18 protein-coding genes are annotated in these 16,533 nt (G+C 68.7%); 6 read left to right on the top strand and 12 right to left on the bottom strand.

Annotated features, from left to right (window positions below):
* Nucleotides 1-51 precede the first annotated feature (51 nt).
* The gene (glgA, locus tag A6I89_RS20695) at nucleotides 52-1,224 is read left to right on the top strand and encodes a glycogen synthase (RefSeq protein ID WP_022594858.1); all 1,173 of its coding nucleotides are present in this window, start codon (nucleotides 52-54) and stop codon (nucleotides 1,222-1,224) included.
* Here the strand turns inward: glgA and A6I89_RS20690 are convergent.
* From A6I89_RS20690 to dapE, 10 genes are all read right to left on the bottom strand, one after another.
* Nucleotides 1,197-2,051 (bottom strand): putative RNA methyltransferase, encoded by an 855-nt coding sequence (locus A6I89_RS20690; RefSeq protein WP_044990725.1) that lies wholly within the window; start codon nucleotides 2,049-2,051, stop codon nucleotides 1,197-1,199. The two genes, glgA and A6I89_RS20690, sit on opposite strands and share 28 nt — an antisense overlap.
* 135 nt (nucleotides 2,052-2,186) lie before the next feature.
* Nucleotides 2,187-2,354 carry a DUF3117 domain-containing protein gene (locus tag A6I89_RS20685; RefSeq protein WP_003931055.1) on the bottom strand — a complete coding sequence of 56 codons (168 nt, stop codon included), beginning with the start codon at nucleotides 2,352-2,354 and terminating at the stop codon, nucleotides 2,187-2,189.
* Between the two features lie 150 nt (nucleotides 2,355-2,504).
* Nucleotides 2,505-3,077, bottom strand: coding sequence for a DNA-3-methyladenine glycosylase I (locus A6I89_RS20680; RefSeq protein ID WP_005514462.1), 573 nt, complete (start codon nucleotides 3,075-3,077; stop codon nucleotides 2,505-2,507).
* Nucleotides 3,074-3,403, bottom strand: coding sequence for a DivIVA domain-containing protein (locus A6I89_RS20675; RefSeq protein ID WP_005514464.1), 330 nt, complete (start codon nucleotides 3,401-3,403; stop codon nucleotides 3,074-3,076). The genes A6I89_RS20680 and A6I89_RS20675 overlap by 4 nt, the downstream gene beginning before the upstream one ends.
* 49 nt (nucleotides 3,404-3,452) lie before the next feature.
* A complete protein-coding gene (locus A6I89_RS20670) occupies nucleotides 3,453-4,376 on the bottom strand; it encodes a glucosyl-3-phosphoglycerate synthase (RefSeq protein WP_022594856.1) in 924 nt (307 codons plus the stop codon).
* Complete coding sequence (folP, locus tag A6I89_RS20665; RefSeq protein WP_005514466.1) at nucleotides 4,373-5,299, bottom strand: dihydropteroate synthase; 927 nt, start codon at nucleotides 5,297-5,299, stop codon at nucleotides 4,373-4,375. The genes A6I89_RS20670 and folP overlap by 4 nt, the downstream gene beginning before the upstream one ends.
* 29 nt (nucleotides 5,300-5,328) lie before the next feature.
* Nucleotides 5,329-7,110 carry a long-chain-acyl-CoA synthetase gene (locus A6I89_RS20660; RefSeq protein WP_044990724.1) on the bottom strand — a complete coding sequence of 594 codons (1,782 nt, stop codon included), beginning with the start codon at nucleotides 7,108-7,110 and terminating at the stop codon, nucleotides 5,329-5,331.
* Nucleotides 7,111-7,193: 83 nt separating this feature from the next.
* A complete protein-coding gene (locus A6I89_RS20655; protein WP_022594853.1) occupies nucleotides 7,194-7,754 on the bottom strand; it encodes an LOG family protein in 561 nt (186 codons plus the stop codon).
* Nucleotides 7,748-8,554 carry an LOG family protein gene (locus A6I89_RS20650; protein ID WP_022594852.1) on the bottom strand — a complete coding sequence of 269 codons (807 nt, stop codon included), beginning with the start codon at nucleotides 8,552-8,554 and terminating at the stop codon, nucleotides 7,748-7,750. Before A6I89_RS20650 ends, A6I89_RS20655 begins: the two co-directional genes overlap by 7 nt.
* 18 nt (nucleotides 8,555-8,572) lie before the next feature.
* Entirely contained in the window at nucleotides 8,573-9,670 is a 1,098-nt protein-coding gene (dapE, locus tag A6I89_RS20645) for a succinyl-diaminopimelate desuccinylase (RefSeq protein ID WP_005514470.1), read from the bottom strand.
* 116 nt (nucleotides 9,671-9,786) lie between these two features.
* Between dapE and dapD the strand changes: the two genes are divergently transcribed.
* From dapD to A6I89_RS20630, 3 genes are all read left to right on the top strand, one after another.
* Nucleotides 9,787-10,740: a 2,3,4,5-tetrahydropyridine-2,6-dicarboxylate N-succinyltransferase gene (gene dapD, locus A6I89_RS20640; protein WP_037084456.1), complete on the top strand. Its 954-nt coding sequence runs from the start codon at nucleotides 9,787-9,789 to the stop codon at nucleotides 10,738-10,740.
* 10 nt (nucleotides 10,741-10,750) lie between these two features.
* Nucleotides 10,751-12,145, top strand: a complete 1,395-nt coding sequence (locus A6I89_RS20635) for an amino acid permease (protein ID WP_044990711.1) — start codon at nucleotides 10,751-10,753, stop codon at nucleotides 12,143-12,145.
* A 206-nt stretch (nucleotides 12,146-12,351) separates the two neighbouring features.
* On the top strand, nucleotides 12,352-13,161 hold the full coding sequence (locus tag A6I89_RS20630; RefSeq protein WP_022594846.1) for an enoyl-CoA hydratase: 810 nt from the start codon (nucleotides 12,352-12,354) through the stop codon (nucleotides 13,159-13,161).
* Here the strand turns inward: A6I89_RS20630 and A6I89_RS20625 are convergent.
* On the bottom strand, nucleotides 13,158-13,763 hold the full coding sequence (locus A6I89_RS20625; RefSeq protein ID WP_232244703.1) for a DUF4304 domain-containing protein: 606 nt from the start codon (nucleotides 13,761-13,763) through the stop codon (nucleotides 13,158-13,160). The two genes, A6I89_RS20630 and A6I89_RS20625, sit on opposite strands and share 4 nt — an antisense overlap.
* Before the next feature lie 129 nt (nucleotides 13,764-13,892).
* On the opposite strand from A6I89_RS20625, the gene A6I89_RS20620 reads away from it, so the two are divergent.
* Together A6I89_RS20620 and A6I89_RS20615 are read left to right on the top strand one after the other, a co-directional pair.
* On the top strand, nucleotides 13,893-14,525 hold the full coding sequence (locus tag A6I89_RS20620; protein ID WP_044990721.1) for a TetR/AcrR family transcriptional regulator: 633 nt from the start codon (nucleotides 13,893-13,895) through the stop codon (nucleotides 14,523-14,525).
* Nucleotides 14,522-15,484 (top strand): TauD/TfdA dioxygenase family protein, encoded by a 963-nt coding sequence (locus A6I89_RS20615; protein WP_005514481.1) that lies wholly within the window; start codon nucleotides 14,522-14,524, stop codon nucleotides 15,482-15,484. The genes A6I89_RS20620 and A6I89_RS20615 overlap by 4 nt, the downstream gene beginning before the upstream one ends.
* Before the next feature lie 3 nt (nucleotides 15,485-15,487).
* Here the strand turns inward: A6I89_RS20615 and A6I89_RS20610 are convergent, their stop codons facing one another.
* Nucleotides 15,488-16,519, bottom strand: coding sequence for an NADP-dependent oxidoreductase (locus A6I89_RS20610; RefSeq protein ID WP_044990708.1), 1,032 nt, complete (start codon nucleotides 16,517-16,519; stop codon nucleotides 15,488-15,490).
* Nucleotides 16,520-16,533 lie beyond the last annotated feature (14 nt).

Genomic DNA, 16,533 nt, shown 5'->3' with positions numbered 1-16,533 from the left:
AACGCCCGGCGCCGCTGGCCGGAAACGGGTTCCGGCGGTTACGTTTAGCCGGTGCGGGTCGCGATGATGACGAAGGAATATCCCCCGGAGATCTACGGCGGCGCGGGTGTCCACGTGACCGAGCTGGTCTCGCACCTGCGCGCGCTGTGCGAGGTGGACGTCCACTGCATGGGCAGGCCGCGCGACGGCGCCGTCGTCCACGACCCGGACGCGGACCTGTCCGCCGCCAATCCCGCCCTGCGCACACTGTCGGCGGAGCTGCGGATGGCGAACGGCGCGGGTGGCGCCGACGTCGCACACTCGCACACCTGGTACACCGGTCTCGCCGGGCACCTCGCGGGCGCTCTCTACGACATCCCGCACGTCGTCACGGCGCACTCGCTCGAGCCGCGTCGGCCCTGGAAGGCCGAGCAGCTGGGTGGCGGATACCGGATCTCGTCGTGGTCCGAACGCAACGCGATGGAACATGCCGACGCGATCATCGCGGTCAGCGCCGGAATGCGGGCCGACGTGCTCGACACCTACCCGGCGATCGATCCCGCCCGAGTGCACGTGGTGCACAACGGGATCGACACGGACGTCTGGTACCCCGGCCCGGCAGACGCCGGCGCCACCTCGGTACTCGCCGCGCACGGCATCTCGCTCGAGCGGCCGATCGCGGTCTTCGTCGGACGCATCACCCGACAGAAGGGACTTGCCCACCTCGTCGCCGCCGCGCACCGGTTCGATCCCTCGATCCAGTTGGTGCTGTGCGCGGGCGCGCCCGACACGGCGGAACTGGCGGAGGAGACGGAGCGGGAGGTCGCCCGCCTCGCCGCGGCGCGAGGCGGAGTGTTCTGGATCCGCGACATGCTACCCACCGCCCAGGTGCGCGAAATACTTTCCGCCGCGACGGTTTTCGTGTGCCCGTCGGTCTACGAGCCGCTGGGGATCGTGAACCTGGAGGCGATGGCGTGCGCCACGGCGGTGGTCGCCTCGGACGTCGGCGGCATCCCGGAGGTGGTGCAGGAAGGTGTCACCGGACGCCTCGTGCACTACAACTCGTACGAGGTGGAGGCCTTCGAACACGCGCTCGCCGACGCGGTCAACGCGGTGGCCGCCGATGCCGGCGCGGCAGCGCAGATGGGTCGTGCGGGACGCGCCCGTGCAACGGCCGAGTTCTCGTGGGCCCGGGTGGCGCAGCAGACGCTGGAGGTCTACCGGGACGTACTCGCTCGCCGATAGCTCGAGACCACGACCGACGCGGTCACCGGGAACGGTTCGGGCAGAGCGGCGATCGCCTCGGCGCGCCGCTCGGGGGGCAGATGGCGAGCGGAGGGCCCCATTCCGACGAGGTGGTCGACGTCGCGATGCGACAGCGGCATGGTGATCTCGACGGGCGTGCGGTGGACCCGCTCGAAACGTCCCGCCAGCGTCTCGCCGAGGCGCTCGACCTTGCGGTCGTCGACGCGCACCATGCCGAGCAGGTCGACCAGTTCGCGCAGGTGGCGGTCGGTGGGGGTGAGCACGACGAGGACTCCGCCGTCGCCGAGGACGCGGTCGATCTCGGCAGCGTTGCGCGGCGCGAAGATCGACAGCACGTGGGTGAGGACCCCGTCCAGCACCGGCAGTTGCCGCCACACGTCGGCGACGACCGCCGCGGCCCGCGGGTGCGATCGCGCCAGCCGGCGCGCCGCCGGTTTGGAGACGTCCAGTCCGATACCTCGAGCGGTCGGCGCCGCATCGAGCACGCGGGCGAGATAGTGACCGGTTCCCGCGCCCACTTCCAGAATCCGCGGTTCGACGTCGTCCCGGGTGGACTGCACGACAGCGTCGGCCACGGCCGCCATCAGCGGGTCGAAGTGACCGGCGTCGAGGAATTCGCAGCGGTCCGCAACCATCTCGGGGCTGTCGCCGGTGAACTTGCTGGGGGCGCCGGTCAGCAGCGTGACGTAGCCCTGCCGGGCCACGTCGAAGCTGTGCCCACGCGGGCAGACCAGGGTCCGATCCACGGGGTCGAGCCCGTCACCACACTGAGGGCACGCGAGGAGCGCACTCACATCCGCCAGCACCGGTACCGCCGTGCCCTTTCCGCCAGATCCGTCGTTCGAGCCACCGCGCGACGATCGCCACACAGGCATCGGCCGGGTTGTCTCACTGACAATCGTGAGCCGACCCGGCCGAGACACCGCGGAGGGATGCACCGATCAGCTGGTGACACCCTTGAGTTCGTCCCCCAGCGCCGCAGCCTCTTCCGGGGTCAGTTCGACGACCAGACGTCCACCGCCCTCGAGTGGAACCCTCATGACGATTCCTCGTCCCTCTTTGGTTGCCTCGAGGGGACCGTCCCCGGTCCGGGGCTTCATGGCCGCCATCCTCTGCTCCCTCCAAATCTGCGCCGGACTCCGCTAGCGCCTCGGGTTACCGTTTGCCCCGCCAGCAATTAGCGAGGCTCCTGGTCCATTCTTCCCTATCGAGTGGGTTGCCGGGTAGCTGAGGCACAAAACCCCTCGAATCCGGCGCCCTCACGAGCCCGGTTCGACCCAGCACGACGCGAGGTGATCGTCCACCATCCCGGTGGCCTGCATGAGCGCATACGCAGTGGTAGGGCCCACGAAACGGAAGCCGCGACGCTTCAGCTCCTTCGCCATCGCCGTGGACTCGGGGGTGACGGCCGGAACGTCCTCGACTCGGTCCAGGCGCCTGGCGCGCCGCGGCGGTGCGAACGACCACAGCAGCGTGTCGAGGTCCGTGCCGGACAGGTCGAGGACGGCGCGCGCGTTCCCGATGACGGCCTCGATCTTCGCGCGGTTGCGGACGATCCCGGCATCGCCCAGCAGACGTTCGACGTCTGCCTCGCGGTAGACCGCCACTCTTTCGGGGTCGAACCCGTCGAAGGCCTTCCGGAACGCTTCGCGCTTGCGCAGGATCGTGATCCACGACAGTCCCGACTGGAACGCCTCCAGGCACAGGCGCTCGAACAGCTCGTCGCGGCCGTGCAGCGGCTGCCCCCACTCGAGGTCGTGGTAGTCGGTGTAGAGCCGGGAGCCTGCGGAGTCGACCGCCCACGGGCAGCGCGACCGCTCGTCGAGCGTCATCGTGGCACCTCCGGGTCCCCCGCTTGGCCGGCGGCACCGGCACCCGCGTCACGGGCCGCCAATTGTGCTCGCAGCGAGTCGATTTCCCGCCCCAGGCGGTCCAGCGCCCAGTCGACCTCGCTCGCCTTGTAGCCGCGCAACGTCTGCTGGAACCGCAACGCCTTCACGTCCGCCGCGGTGACGTCCTCGGCAGGCAGCACCGTCGCGGTGGTCCCCGGCGGCAGCGGCGGCAATTCCTCGGAACGACCGAACACGGCGCTCGCGCCGAGGAACAGCAGGCCACCGACGAGCACCATGACCAACAGGTAGATCAGGACCGTCAGCATGCCCCGATCCTGTCACGAACCCCCGACACCGGCCGTCAGGAGTGAGCGGTCACGGCCGGACCGTGTTCATCGGCGGCCGATCCGCCAGCGAGACGTCCGTGTACGCCGGCACGAACGAGTCGCCGTCCACCAGGAACTGGGTCAGTCCGGCACCCGTGTCGTCGACGCCGCAGCGCCGCAGCATCGTGCCGATGATCTGCCGGCTCATCACCCCGAGTTCGGACAGCGGCCGGTTGCGGTGCTTGCGCACCCCCAGGTTGACCTGGCCGATGGCGCCGAGGCCGAGGCGGTCGTAGGTGTCGAGCAGCAGTCCGATCTCGACCCCGTAGCCGGGCGCGAACGGTACCGACGACAGCAGCTCGCGAGTACCGGCGTACTCACCGCCCAGAGGCTGCAGAACGCACGTGAGTTCGGGGCGCAGCGCCGCCAGCATGGGTCGGGCGACCAGTTCGGTGACGCGTCCACCGCCGTTGGCGTCCTCGGTGCCGCTGACTCGCAGCGGCCGGCGGTAATAGCCCTTGACCAGGTGGATGCCGTCGACCGTGAGCAGCGGACCCAGCAACTTCGGGACGAACGCGGGGTCCGGTTCCACGAGGTCGGAGTCGACGAAGGCGATCAGGTCTCCTGTGCTCGCGGCAATCGACCGCCAGAGCACCTCCCCCTTGCCCGCGACCGGAGGCAGGCCCGGCACGGCGTCCTCCCGGCTGATCACCGTCGCACCGGCGGCCGCGGCCCGCTCGGCCGTGGCGTCGCTCGAGCCGGAGTCGAGCACGATCAGTTCGTCGACCAGGCCTCCCAACAGCGGGTGGATGGTGTCGACGACTCCGGCGACGGTCTTCTCCTCGTCGAGCGCGGGCAGAACCACGGACACGGTCCGTCCGGCCTTGGCGCGCTCGAGCTCGGCGATGCTCCACTCCGGGTGATCCCAGCTGTTCGCGTCCGTCCACGTGCGTGACGCCTCGGTGATGCTCATGCCAACCCCCGTACGGTGCGGACGGGCTGCCGTGTTCCCATGATCGCGGCGACCATGTCGACCACCCGACGGGTCGAGGCAACCTCGTGGACGCGGAACACGCGGGCGCCGCCGGCCGCCGCGAGAGCGGTGGCCGCCAGAGTGCCCTCCAACCTGTCCGCCAGTTCCACTCCTAGAGTCTCCCCGACGAAATCCTTGTTGCTCAGGGCCATCAGGACAGGCCATCCGGTGTTAACGAGATCTTCCACACGGCGCAACAATTCGAGCCCGTGGAAGGTGTTCTTCCCGAAATCGTGGGTCGGGTCGACGAGGATCGAGTCGGATTTCACCCCCAGCGCGGTGGCGTGCTCTGCCGCTCGCACCACCTCGTCGACGACGTCGGCGACCACATCGGCGTACCGCACGCGATGCGGCCGCGTACGCGGGACCGCTCCCCCGGTGTGCGAGCAGACGATGCCGGCGCCCAGTTCCGCGGCGACCTCCACCAGACCCGGGTCCGCGCCCGCCCACGTGTCGTTGATGAGGTCGGCACCCTCGGCGCACGCAAGGCGCGCGACCTCGCTGCGCCACGTGTCGACACTGATGATGACGTCCGGATAGCGCGCGCGGATCGCCTCGACGAACGGGACCACCCGACGGGTCTCCTCGGCGGCGTCCACCAGCGTGCCCGGTCCGGCCTTCACCCCTCCGATGTCGACGAGGTCCGCCCCCTCGTCCACCGCGCGGTCGACAGCTGCCATCGCCGCTTCGTCGGAGAAGGTCGCGCCGCGGTCGTAGAACGAGTCGGGGGTGCGGTTGACGATCGCCATGACGAGGGCACGATCGGTCGCGACCGGCCTGCCGCACAACGTGGGCAGGACGTGACCGGGTGCCCAGGGGGCCGAGGTCACCGAATCGTTGTCGGAGGCGGGGCGCGGTGCCATGCCCCCATGTTCGCATGACCGACGTCTCACTACGCCCCGGGAGCGGTCCCGTCGGCCACCTCACGCACGTACCCGTCGTACGCGGGCCGGTATCCGTCCCTACGACCCGCCAGCACGTAGAGCCGCTCGACATCCGACGAGTACGCCTCCTCCCGCAGTTCCACCTTGCGGCTCTTGAACGTCGAGGTCGTCTCGAGGGAGTCGACGACGCGCACGAAGAGGGGGACCGCATACGACGGCAGCCGGTCGAACAGGTGCGCGGCCAGCCGGGCACCGTCGAGTTCGTGTCCGTCCCGGAGCGTCACCGCGGCCATGCCGGCCTTGCCGTCCGTGCCCGGGACCGCGACGCCGTACACCACCGACTGCTCGATCGCCGGGTGCGCCGACATCGCGCCCTCGACCTCGGTCGTCGCGACGTTCTCCCCCTTCCAGCGGAAGGTGTCGCCCAGCCGGTCGACGAACGCGACGTGCATGAAGCCCTGGTCGCGGACGAGGTCACCGGTGTCGAACCAGCAGTCGCCGTCCTTGAAAGCGTCTCGGACGAGCTTGCTTTCGGTGGCCTCGGGGTCGGTGTAGCCGTCGAAGGGCGCCCGGTCGGTGACCTTGGACAGCAGCAGGCCCACCTCGCCGACGCGGACGCGGCGCAGCCGCCCGTCCTGCGCACGTCGTGCCCGCCCGGTGTCCTGGTCGTACTCGACCACCGCGTGCGGCAGAGGGCAGACGCCGGCGGTGCGCTCGACGCCGAGCGCGTTGACGAACGCGATGTTGCATTCGCTGGCGCCGTAGAACTCGGCGACGCGGTCGATCCCGAAGCGCTCGGTGAACTCGGTCCAGATCTCCGGCCGGAGCCCGTTACCCACCATGAGCCGAATCCCGTTGTCGCGGTCCGACGGTCGCTCGGGTTGGTTGAGCAGGTAGCGGCACACCTCGCCGATGTAGACGAACGCGGTGGCACCGTTGCGCTTCGCGTCGTCCCAGAATCGCGACGCGGAGAAGGTACGGGCGATGGCGAACGTGGCACCCGACGACAGGACCGACGAGAGCGAGACCGTGAGGGCGTTGTTGTGATAGAGCGGAAGCGCGCAGTACAGGGTGTCGTTGCGGCGCAGCCGGACTCCCATCGCCCCGAGCCCGGACATGCTCTTGAGCCACCGGAAATGGCTCATCAGACTGGCCTTGGGCATCCCCGTCGTGCCGGACGTGAAGATGTAGAACGCGCGCTCCTTGGCCTGGATCTGCTCGCACACAGCAGGATTCGACGGGTCGGCACTTTCGGCGAGCTCGTCCAGCTTGCCCGCGGACAGCACCGTGTCCGCGTCCGGCGCCCCCGACAGCGACGAGATCGCCTCGTCGCACTCCTCCCCCACGACCAGGACCCGACTGTCGAGCAGCGACAGGCTGTGTGCGAGGACCTCGCCCCGCTGATTGTGGTTCAGCATGCCGGCGACGGCACCGAGTTTGACGGCCGCGAGGGTGAGCAGCAACGTCTCGGGACGGTTCTTCATCAGGATCCCGACCACGTCGCCGCGCTCGACGCCCTGCTGGACGAGCACGTCGGCGTAGCGGTTCACCCGCTCGTTCGCCTGCCGATAGCTGATCGAGGCACCGTCGAACCGGATGAACGGCCGATCCGGCTGGCGTCGCGCCAGGTCCTGGAAGACACGGCCGATGGATTCGCGCGCGTCCGGCTTGCGGGTGAGGCCGAGTGCGCCGCGAGCCAGGCTCGGAATCTCCGTCGCCATGCGTGGCAGTTGCAGCGCCAACTGCACCAGACCGATCGTCGAAGCGGCGGCGTCTGAACTCATCGGCATCCTTGTCGGGAGGGGACGGGTCGTTTCTTACTTCACAGTAACCTTTGTGACCCGTCCCCGGAACCCCTGGAGCGGCACCGCTTTCACCCCGCGCACGCGTCCAGTGCCGTCTCGACGTCTCCCGTCACGATCAGACCGTCCAGCGCACGTTGCGCCACGAACCCTTGCGGCTTCAGGCTCTCGAGCCACTCGAGCAGGCCCCGGAAGTGATCGACGGGGTCGAGCATCACCACCGGCTTCTGGTGCATCCCGAGGTATCCGGCGGTCCACGTCTCGAACAGTTCCTCGAGCGTGCCGATACCGCCGGGCAACGTGACGAAGGCGTCCGCCCGGTCCTCCATGATCTTCTTGCGCTCACGCATCGTGTCCGTGACGATCAGCTCGTCGGCGTCGACGTCCGCAACCTCCTTGTGCACGAGCGCCTTCGGGATCACGCCGACGGTCCACGCGCCGGCCTCACGCGCCGCAGTAGCGACAGCGCCCATCATCGAGACGTTGCCGCCGCCGGAGACCAGCTGCCACCCGCGGCGCCCGATCGCCGCGCCCACCTCGGACGCCAGCCGCAGGAACTTCTCGTCGACGGGCCCGGACGCGCAGTACACGCACACGGCGAACTTCCCGGCAGTCCTGTCCTCGTTCACCATTCGTCCTCGTCTCCCAGAAGTGCGGCCTCGTCCACGCCCTGCTGCGACTCCACGACGATGCGGACCACCTCGTCGATGCTGTCGGTGACGTGGATGAGGTCGATGTCGCCGGGCGAGATCTTGCCGGACGGTTCGAGGGCACTGCGCAGCCAGTCCATCAGCCCGGACCAGAACTCCGTCCCGACCAGGACGATCGGGAATCTCGTGATCTTGCGCGTCTGGACCAGGGTGAGCGCCTCGAACAACTCGTCCAGCGTCCCGAACCCGCCCGGCAGACAGATGAACGCCTGCGAGTACTTGACGAACATCGTCTTGCGCGCGAAGAAATACCGGAAGTTGATGCCCAGGTCGACCCAGTCGTTCAGGCGCTGCTCGAAGGGGAGCTCGATGCCGAGCCCGATCGAGTAGCCCCCGTTCTCGCTGGCCCCGCGGTTGGCCGCCTCCATCACCCCCGGGCCGCCGCCGGTGATGACCGCGAAGCCGGCGTCCACCAGTGCGGCAGCGAGGTCGTGCGCCGTCGCGTACTCGGCGGACTCTTCGGGTGTGCGGGCCGAGCCGAACATCGTGACCGCACGAGGCACCTCCGCGAGCGCCCCGAAGCCCTCGATGAACTCGCTCTGGATCCGCAGGACCCGCCACGGGTCGGTGTGCACCCAGTCGGTCGGTCCACGCTGATCGAGCAGTCTGCGGTCGGCGTTCGTCGACTCGGCCTTGCGATCGCGCCGCAGCATGACCGGACCGCGGTGTTTCACCGTCGAACTGTCGGGCCGGGCGGCGCCGGTCTTCCTGTCAGGTGCCATGCGGCCCAGGCTAGGCGTTCACGCACTCAGGTATCCACGCAGCACGTGCGCCACGTCGGTGATCTGCTGGACCGGCACGTGCTCGTCCCGCTTGTGCGCGAGGTTCGGGTCGCCCGGGCCGTAGTTGACCGCCGGGATCCCCAGCGCCGAGAACCGGGAGACGTCGGTCCAGCCGTACTTGGCGCGGAACTGCCCGCCCGCGGCGGCGATCAGTGCGGCCGCGGCGGGGTTGGCGAGTCCCGGCAGCGCGCCGGGCGAACTGTCGGTCACCTCGAACCCGAGTTCCAGGCCGGCCAGCGCCGACGCGTCGAACACCTCGCGCACGTGGTCGATCGCCTGATCGACACTGCGGTCGGGCGCGAACCGGAAGTTGACGTCCATTTCCGCGGCGTCCGGCACGACGTTGCCGGCCACCCCACCCGAGATCCGCACCGCGGACAGGCCCTCGCGGTAGACACACCCGTCGATGTCCACGGACCGGGCCTCGTACGCCGACAGCCGCTCGAGCACGGGGGCGAACTTGTGAATGGCGTTGTCGCCCAGCCAGGATCGGGCCGAATGCGCCCGCACGCCCGACGTGCTCAGCCGCACCCGGAGGGTGCCCTGGCAGCCCGCTTCGATGAGTCCGCCGGTGGGCTCGCCGAGGATCGCGACGTCGGCGCGCAGCCAGTCCGGCAACTCGCGTTCGATCCGGCCGAGACCGTTGTACTGCGCGGCGATCTCCTCGCAGTCGTAGAACACCAGCGTGAGGTCGTGCGCCAGGTCGGCGACGGTCGCCGCGAGGTGCAGGAACACCGCGTCACCGGACTTCATGTCGACGGTGCCGCAACCGTGCAGCAGATCGCCGCGCTCGTCCACCGTGCGCCGGCTCGGGACGTTGTCGGCGATCGGCACGGTGTCGAGGTGGCCGGCCAGCATCACCCGACTGGGCAGGCCCCGGTCGGTGCGGGCCAGCACGGCGTCGCCGTTGCGGATCACCTCGAAGCCCGTGGTCTGCTCCCGCAGCGCCTCCTCGACCGCGTCGGCGATTGCGCGTTCGTCGTGCGACACGCTCGGAATGTCCACGAGCGCCGCGGTGAGATCGATGGGGTCGGCATGCAGATCGAGGAGACTCACGTCTCCAGGTTAGGCGCTGCCACGTCCGCGCCCCCGACCGGTCGGAACGCGCGCATGATCACAATCGGACTCACCGGGCAGGAAGCCTGCCGCCGACTCGCGTAACCTGTGCACCCGTGAGTGCACAGGGAGCATCTGCAGTAGGCGTCGCCAACGTGACCGAGTCGGGCACGGTCCTCGACACCTGGTACCCCGCCCCCGAACTGGGCGAGTACGAGGACAACGGAACCGTCGCGCTCGAGGGCACCGACATTCCGTCGGACCTCGCGCTGCTGGCCGGTCACGACGAGGCCCGTGAGGTCAAGCAGGTCGTGGTCCGCACCACGATCACCGACCTGTCGGCCCCGCCGGTCGACGCGCACGACGCCTACCTGCGTCTGCACCTGCTGTCGCACCGTCTGGTGCAGCCGCACGGCGTGAACCTCGACGGCCTCTTCGGCCTGCTCGCCAATGTCGTGTGGACCAACTTCGGCCCCTGCGCGGTCGAGGGTTTCGAGCTGGTCCGCTCCCGCCTGCGTATCCGCGGCGCGGTCACCGTCTTCGGCGTGGACAAGTTCCCCCGGATGGTCGACTACGTCGTCCCGTCGGGCGTGCGCATCGCCGACGCCGACCGGGTCCGCCTCGGCGCCCACCTCGCGAGCGGCACCACCGTCATGCACGAGGGCTTCGTGAACTTCAACGCCGGCACGCTCGGCAGCTCGATGGTCGAGGGCCGCATCTCGGCGGGTGTCGTCGTCGGTGACGGCTCCGACGTCGGTGGCGGCGCGTCGATCATGGGCACCCTGTCCGGTGGCGGCAAGCAGGTCATCGCCGTCGGCGAGCGTTGCCTGCTCGGCGCCAACGCCGGCCTGGGCATCTCGCTCGGCAACGACTGCGTCGTCGAGGCCGGTCTGTACATCACCGCGGGCACCAAGGTCACCGGCCCGGACGGCACCGTCGTCAAGGCGGCCGATCTCAGTGGCCGGTCGAACATCCTGTTCCGCCGCAATTCCGTCTCCGGCGCCGTCGAGGTGGTGCCGTGGAAGGGCACGGGCGTCGAACTGAACGCTGCCCTGCACGCAAACGACTGATTCGGATTCTGTGAGCTCCACCGACACTCCCGTTCGACTAGGGCACGGCCTCAAGGTCCGTCATCTCACGATGATGGGCCTGGGGTCGGCCATCGGCGCCGGCCTGTTCCTCGGCACCGGTGTCGGGATCGCGAAAGCGGGCCCCGCGGTCCTCATCTCCTATCTGATCGCCGGCTTCGTCGTCGTGTGTGTGATGCGCATGCTCGGCGAGATGGGCGCCGCTCTGCCCGCCAGCGGATCGTTCTCGCACTACGCGCGCATCGGGATCGGCGAATGGGCCGGCTTCGTCATGGGCTGGCTGTACTGGTTCATGCTGATCATGGTGCTGGGCGCCGAGATCACCGGCGCCTCCGCGATCGTCAACGACTGGCTGCCCGGCGTACCCCAGTGGGTGATCGCGCTGGTGTTCGTCACCTTCTTCGCCGTCGTCAATCTGGCGAAGGTCAGCAACTTCGGCGAGTTCGAGTTCTGGTTCGCAGCCCTCAAGGTCGCCGCCATCATCGGCTTCCTCGTGGTGGGCGTCCTGCTGGTCTTCGGTCTGCTGCCGGACACCGATCCCGTCGGATTCACGAACCTGCTCGGTGAGGGTGGGTTCATGCCGAACGGGTTCAGCGGTATCGCGGCGGGCCTGCTGGTGGTCGCCTTCGCGTTCGGTGGCATCGAGATCGTCACCATCGCGGCCGCCGAGTCCGAGAACCCCGAACGATCGATCGCGACCGCCGTCCGCACCGTCATGTGGCGGATCAGCGTCTTCTACATCGGCGCTATCGGCATCATGGTTCTGGTCCTGCCGTGGAACGATCCCGAACTGCAGGACGGTCCCTTCGTCGCCGTGCTCGAGCGGGCGAACATGCCTTACGTCTCCGGGTTGATGGAACTGGTCGTGGTGATCGCGCTGCTGTCGGCGTTCAACGCGAACGTCTACGGCACCTCGCGGATGGCGTTCTCCCTCGCCCGGCGCAACGACGGGCCCGCGGCCCTCGCGAAGCTGTCCAAGACGGGCGTCCCCACCAACGCGGTGCTGCTGTCGGTGTTCTTCGGTTTCGTCAGCGTGCTGCTGAACTGGCTGCTGCCGGACGATCTGCTCGGCATCCTGCTCAACGCCGTCGGCGCGGCGCTGCTGGTGATCTGGGTGTTCATCGTCATCGCGCACCTGCGACTGCGCCCGAAGCTCGAGCGGGAGGGCAAGCTGACGGTCCGGATGTGGCTGTTCCCCTACCTGAGCTACCTCACGCTGGTCCTGCTGGCTGGATTCGTGGTGCTGATGGCGTTCGACGAGGACGCCCGGAAACAGCTGATCTCCACCGCGGTGTTGTTCCTCGTGATCCTCGCGCTCGGGTTGCTCACGCAGCGGCACCGGGCACGCAAGTCCTCGGCTCTCGCGGAGTCGGACGCCCAGCTGTAGCCCGCGGCATCTGTAGCACGCGCAATCCTCGGGCGAGTTCACACACTCCTTGTCGGCATCACACCCGCGTTCTGCAGGGAACAGGTGTGTGATGCCGGCAGAAGGTGTGTGCCGTTGCAGCGTGGTGTCCCGCAAGAACGGGCACATCGGGCGCTCCCGCGGCGTAGGGTCGGCGCACACCGACCCCTCTGCCAGTAGGAGTTCCCTTGAGCTTCATCCTCGTCGAACGGCCGCGTGAGCACGTCGCGCTGGTGACCCTCAACCGTCCGGAGCGGATGAACGCGATGGCGTTCGACGTGATGCTGCCGTTCCGCGAGGCACTCGACGCCATCAGCAACGACACCTCGGTCCGGGCCGTCGTGATCACCGGTGCGGGCCGGGGTTTCTGTTCGGGCGCGGACCAGCGATCGGCCGGCCCGATCCCCCACATCGAGGGGCTGACCCGACCGACGATCGCGCTCCGCTCGATGGAGTTGCTCGACGACGTCATCCTGACGCTGCGCCGCATGCACCAGCCGGTGATCGCGGCGGTCAACGGCGCGGCGATCGGCGGCGGACTGTGCCTGTCGCTGGCCGCGGACATCCGGCTCGCCGCTCCCGAGGCCTACTTCCGCGCGGCCGGGATCAACAACGGCCTCACGGCGAGCGAACTCGGACTGAGCTACCTGCTGCCGCGGGCGATCGGATCGTCGCGGGCGTTCGAGATCATGCTGACCGGCCGCGACGTCGACGCCGACGAGGCCGCACGCATCGGGCTCGTGTCCCGCGTCGTGGCGCAGGAGGATCTCCTCGAGGAGGCGTTCGACATGGCGCAGCGGATCGCCATGTTCTCGCGGCCCGGCGTCGAACTCACCAAGCGCACCCTGTGGTCGAGCCTCGACGCGTCGTCGATGGCGCAGCACATGAACCAGGAAGGACTCGGCCAGTTGATGATCCGACTGATGACCGACAACTTCGAGGAAGCCACCCTCGCCCGCAAGGAGAAGCGGGACCCGGTCTTCCGCGACAGCCGCTAGATCGCGGAGATCTCGTACTCGGCCTCCGCCTTCCGGAACTGCGCCTCGAGGCGAGGCCAACGCTCCTCCGACCCGAACTCGATGCGCGCCCGCGCGAACTGCTCTCGCGCACCGATCACGTCGCCCGACGCCAGCCGGTACCGGAACACGTCGAAGTCGATGTCGGAGTCCGCGGCTCGGGCGACGGCGTCCGGGCCGTCGAGCTCACCCAGCACGTCCAGCGCGGCGACGAGCGCGGCGCGCAGTTGCTCGGCGACGGCCGAGACGTCGGTGTCGGCGGTCACCGTGACGTGTGGTCCGATCCCGGGTGCGAGGTGTTCGATCCTGCGCCGGAACTGGCAGTCGACCTCCTTCGGGCGTTCCTGCGGAACCCGTCCGACGACCCGGGCGAACTCCGCCGAGTAGACGCCGCAGTTGACGTAGAAGCGGATCGACTCGTGACTGTTCCCGGCCGACCGTTGGAGGTTGACGACGTCGGTCAACCCGCCGCGATCGCGGGTGAAGGTCAGCTTCTGCTTCCTGAACCCGTGTGACTTCAGCAGCGGAGCAATACCGGTGCCGACCACGGACGAGAACGCCCGCTCGGCGGATTCGGAGATCATGACGCCATCGTTCCAGACCCACGCGTCGCCCTCGGGGACCTCGGAGACCATGGAGGCCCTGCCCGCTTGACCCGTTAAGGTTTCGGCCTTAAAGTCTGCGATGTGACCCAGAACACGTCCAGCAGGGCGATGCTCGTGGCTGCCGAACGGATCGTCGCCGAACGCGGTATGCCCGCACTCACACTCAAGGACGTCCAGCTCGCGGCCAATCAGGCCAACAAGTCGGCCGCCAAGTACCACTTCGGTTCTCGCGACGGCCTCATAGAGGCGCTCGTCGAGCTCCGCATGACGCCGGTCAACGCACGACGACAGGAACTGCTGGACGAGATCGGGCGACTCGGGGGCCCGCCGACGGTTCGGCAGGCCGTCGAGGCGCTCGTCCGCCCGCTGGCGGCGGAGACGCTCGGCCGACCCGGGAGCCGGTACGCGCGCTTCCTCGTCCAGGCCCTGTTCGACCCCGCGCTCGCGGACATGATCCAGAAGCACCTGCGGGCCGAGACCTACCGGCGAGTGCACCACATGCTGATCGATCTCTGCCCGACACGCGGTGACATCGCGAAGTGGCGCGCGGACACCGTCGTCACGCTCGGAATGACCACTCTTGCAGCACACGAGGGCCGCGACCGCACGCAGCAGCAGACCGCCGCGATCGTCGCGGATCTGGTCGACACGTGCGTCGCGGTGCTCGAGGCCCCCACATCCGTTCCACACAGCACTCCAGATTCGACGGAACACACCGATCCCCAAGGAGTTTCGCTATGACCGCTTCCGCAAATCCCGACATCTTCCGGACCTTCATCGAACCGCGTCCGACGGACCCCCTCTACGCAGTCGGCCCGCTCGTCGCACGACGCACCACCGAGAGCGCCGACGACCGACCCTACGAATTGTTCTCGCTCACACCGAAGACCCCGACCATCGGCGCCGAGGTGTCCGGGATCCGGCTGACCGGCGACCTGTCCGACGACGTGCTCGCGGAACTGCGACGCGCACTGCTCGAGTGGAAGGTCCTGTTCTTCCGTGACCAGGACATCGACCGTGCCGATCATCGTGCATTCGCCGCCCGCTGGGGTGAACTCGAGCAGCACCCCTTCTTCAAGTACACCCAGCCCGGCCAGAGCGATGCGGACGTCGCGACCCTGGCGAAGGACGCGATGGCCGCCGGTGTCGAGAACATGTGGCACAACGACGTGACGTGGCACGAATTTCCCTCGTTCGCAGCGGTCCTGCGCGGCGTCGAGGTACCGGACGTGGGTGGGGACACGCTGTGGGCCGACACGGGCGCCGCATACGATCTGCTCCCGGAGGATCTCCGCGCGCGCATCGACCATCTCGAGGCCGAGCACGATTGGATCAACTCGTTCGGCCGCGGGATGCCGGTCGAGACCGTCGAGATGCTCCGTCCGGTCTTCCCGCCCGTGGTCCACCCCGTGGTCCGCGTCATCCCCGAGACCGGACGCCGCGTGCTGTTCGTCAATTCCGTTTTCACACAACGCATCGTCGGCGTGTCCGAGGAGGAGTCGAACGAGATCCTGCGCGCGCTCTACCGGCACGTCCAGCGTCCGGAGTTCCAGGTGCGGCTGCACTGGAGCCCCGACACGATCGCGTTCTGGGACAACCGCACCTGCCAGCACTACGCGTCGAGTGACTACTTCCCCGCACGTCGGGTGATGGACCGGATCTCGATCGTGGGCGACAAGCCGGTGGGTGTCACAGCCTGACGCTCACTCCTCCGGCCCGACGCGAACCACCAGTTTGCCGAAGTTCTTGCCGTGCAACATCCCCAGGAACGCCGACGGCGCATTGTCCAGTCCGTGCACGACGTCCTCCCGGTACTTCAGCCGACCTTCGGCGATCCACCGGGAGGCGTCGCGTTCGAAATCCGCGTACATCTCCGCGACGAACTCGGACTGGATGAACCCGCGCACCGTCAGACTCTTCGTGAGCACGAGCCCCATGAACGCCGGCAACCGGTCCGGCCCCTCCGGAGTTGTCGCAGCATTGTACTGGGAGATCAACCCGCACACCGGGATCCGGGCGTAGAGGTTGAGCAGCGGCAGGACTGCCGCGGTGACCGGCCCGCCGACGTTCTCGAAGTAGACGTCCACGCCGCCCGGAACCGCGGCACGCAACCGGTCGGCGAAATCCGTTGCCCGGTGGTCGACGGCGGCGTCGAACCCGAGTTCGTCGCGCACGTACGCGCACTTGTCGGGGCCGCCGGCGATGCCGACGGCACGGGCGCCGTGGATCTGCGCGATCTGCCCGACCGCAGAGCCCACCGGCCCGGCCGCGGCCGCCACCACGACGGTCTCCCCGGCCTGCGGGCTGCCGATCTTCAGCAGCCCCGAATACGCCGTGAATCCGGGCATTCCGAGCACCCCGAGCGCGGTGGACAGCGGGGCACGGTCCGGGTCGAGGGGCCGGACGGTGTCACCGTCGACCACGGCGTGCGTCTGCCACCCGGTGTACCCGAGGACGTAGGTGCCGGCGGCGATGCGCGGGTTCCGTGACTCGAGAACCCGGGAGACCGTCCCACCTACCATGACGTCGCCCACCTCTACGGGATCGGCGTAGGACTCGGCGGCGCTCATCCGGCCCCGCATGTACGGGTCCAGCGACAGATAGACGGTGCGCAAGAGCACCTGGCCATCGGACAGGTCGGGCAATTCGACTGTCTCCGTGCGGAAGTTGTCCGCAGTCGGCTCTCCGTGCGGTCGTGACGCGAGGACGATTCTTGTGCTCGTGACAGCGCTCATACCCCGACGGTACG

Source organism: Prescottella equi, assembly GCF_002094305.1.
Taxonomy (GTDB): domain Bacteria; phylum Actinomycetota; class Actinomycetes; order Mycobacteriales; family Mycobacteriaceae; genus Prescottella; species Prescottella equi.
Note: the sequence above shows the minus strand (reverse complement) of the source record. Positions and strands in the feature narration are given on the sequence as shown.

What these genes read in the sequence shown, in the direction of transcription:
- A6I89_RS20685 (WP_003931055.1), bottom strand. Translation starts at nt 2,354, where the DNA reads ATGGCGGCCATGAAGCCCCGGACCGGGGACGGTCCCCTCGAGGCAACC.
- A6I89_RS20680 (WP_005514462.1), bottom strand. Translation starts at nt 3,077, where the DNA reads ATGACGCTCGACGAGCGGTCGCGCTGCCCGTGGGCGGTCGACTCCGCA.
- A6I89_RS20675 (WP_005514464.1), bottom strand. Translation starts at nt 3,403, where the DNA reads ATGCTGACGGTCCTGATCTACCTGTTGGTCATGGTGCTCGTCGGTGGC.
- A6I89_RS20670 (WP_022594856.1), bottom strand. Translation starts at nt 4,376, where the DNA reads ATGAGCATCACCGAGGCGTCACGCACGTGGACGGACGCGAACAGCTGG.
- folP (WP_005514466.1), bottom strand. Translation starts at nt 5,299, where the DNA reads ATGGCACCGCGCCCCGCCTCCGACAACGATTCGGTGACCTCGGCCCCC.
- A6I89_RS20660 (WP_044990724.1), bottom strand. Translation starts at nt 7,110, where the DNA reads ATGCCGATGAGTTCAGACGCCGCCGCTTCGACGATCGGTCTGGTGCAG.
- A6I89_RS20655 (WP_022594853.1), bottom strand. Translation starts at nt 7,754, where the DNA reads ATGGTGAACGAGGACAGGACTGCCGGGAAGTTCGCCGTGTGCGTGTAC.
- A6I89_RS20650 (WP_022594852.1), bottom strand. Translation starts at nt 8,554, where the DNA reads ATGGCACCTGACAGGAAGACCGGCGCCGCCCGGCCCGACAGTTCGACG.
- A6I89_RS20625 (WP_232244703.1), bottom strand. Translation starts at nt 13,763, where the DNA reads ATGATCTCCGAATCCGCCGAGCGGGCGTTCTCGTCCGTGGTCGGCACC.
- A6I89_RS20620 (WP_044990721.1), top strand. Translation starts at nt 13,893, where the DNA reads ATGCTCGTGGCTGCCGAACGGATCGTCGCCGAACGCGGTATGCCCGCA.
- A6I89_RS20615 (WP_005514481.1), top strand. Translation starts at nt 14,522, where the DNA reads ATGACCGCTTCCGCAAATCCCGACATCTTCCGGACCTTCATCGAACCG.
- A6I89_RS20610 (WP_044990708.1), bottom strand. Translation starts at nt 16,519, where the DNA reads ATGAGCGCTGTCACGAGCACAAGAATCGTCCTCGCGTCACGACCGCAC.